The 1477-nt window shown below is 47.0% G+C and carries 2 protein-coding genes; both read right to left on the minus strand.

The window, feature by feature from the left end:
* Positions 1 to 106: 106 nt before the first annotated feature.
* The gene (locus DOM36_RS19720) at positions 107 to 946 is read right to left on the minus strand and encodes a tetratricopeptide repeat protein (RefSeq protein ID WP_110644147.1); all 840 of its coding nucleotides are present in this window, start codon (positions 944 to 946) and stop codon (positions 107 to 109) included.
* Positions 946 to 1477, minus strand: a 532-nt coding sequence (locus DOM36_RS19725) for a hypothetical protein (protein ID WP_157958708.1), incomplete at its 5' end; no start/stop codon positions are given. The genes DOM36_RS19725 and DOM36_RS19720, both read right to left, overlap by 1 nt.

Here is a 1477-nt window from a genome sequence, read left to right on the forward strand (position 1 = left end):
AAGGCCCGTGCGCGAGAGCTGGGTAAAGCGCAAATAGGCCTGGGTGCACTCACGGTACCCAGGCCTATCACTACCAATCGCCGGGGAATAATGCCCCAGCCAAAGGTCAGTTCATCTGGAAAAAACCACCTCCGATGCGCACGTTGTGCTCCTTCTGCCATTCCAACGACTGTCGGCGAGCTTCTTCTATCTGCTCTTTGGTCATCTGCTTGGATAGGCGCTGTTTACCTTCCGCGCCGGCAGACCCTTGAAGGTCATAATACTTATAGGCCTGGACCAGATCGATATCGGTGCCGATGCCTTCTTCGTAAAACTTTGCCAATGATGCAAAGCTTGCAGTGGGGCTTCCATACTCCAACTTGCTAGAGCGCAACAGCCACTCAAAGGCCTTTTTGTTATTTTTATCAACACCTCTTCCTAGATAGTAAATTTCTGCAATAGCTAATGCAGAAGTCTTATCTCCCTGCTCAGCAGCGCACTCATACCAAAAAAGTGCTTTTTTGTAATCAGCCTCCGCTATTTCACTATACTTATGCCCATAATAAGCATACCCTAAACTTCTTTGGGAGAGAGAATATCCCATTCCTGCAGATTTCTTCAAGTAGTTCCGGGCAGTCTCATAGTTTTTTTCAACACCCAACCCATAATAGTAAATGGTAAATAAAGCATATCCCGCATCTGCTATATCTTGAACCCAAGAAGACTCAAGCATTAAGAGTGCTTTATGCCTATCCATGGGCACTTCATGTCTTTTGCTTCCGCTCAGGTAGATCATCCCGAGCAGGTAGTTTTCTTCAGGGCTTTTTTGAACTTTTGCATCTATCTCTAAAAAAGAAATATCACGAAGTTTGTCTCTAAGATCTTCGCTAGTTGGATCGTTGTATAGCGTGGTCGCCAAAGCATTCATTGACCACAAAAGAATGATAAGCGCAACCAGCATTCTCATCACGAAACCTCCATATTAAATACATCCCTGTACATCAATGTACGAGCCCGTTTGTCTAAAAAATTAACCTCAAACCTTACACCATTAGGCGGAGCATTACTGGGCATGCTCACAGACCTTTCTATTACATAATTGCTATCTCCTTGGGAGACCGTATACTCAGAAGATTCGGAAATACGCATACCACCCTGACCCGCGTTTTCTATTTCAAAAACGCCGTCTTCTTTGATAAAAGCATCATTAAAAATTTCTTCTGAAAGAAGACCGGAAGTCGTTTGCAACATCAAACCCAACTCCATCTTCGACAAGTTGGGAATCCGCGCCTTGATCCTGACCCGCTTGCGATTCACTTTTTCGCCATGGGGCCCCGTCTCACCCGTCACGTAGGTCGCCTGGTGCTCTTCCCAGGACAGTTCGATGGCCAGCCCCGTGATGCCCGCGGCCGCCCCTATGATCTTGGTCAGCGCGACATCGTCGCCCTTGTCGTTGCTGAAGTATTGCCGAATGATGTCGACACTGCTCCAGGCGCTG

This window comes from Salinicola sp. CPA57 (genome assembly GCF_003206035.1).
Classification (GTDB): domain Bacteria; phylum Pseudomonadota; class Gammaproteobacteria; order Pseudomonadales; family Halomonadaceae; genus Salinicola; species Salinicola socius.

Excerpts from the sequence above, each read along its gene's own strand:
- DOM36_RS19720 (WP_110644147.1), bottom strand. The coding sequence starts at position 946 with ATGAGAATGCTGGTTGCGCTTATCATTCTTTTGTGGTCAATGAATGCT.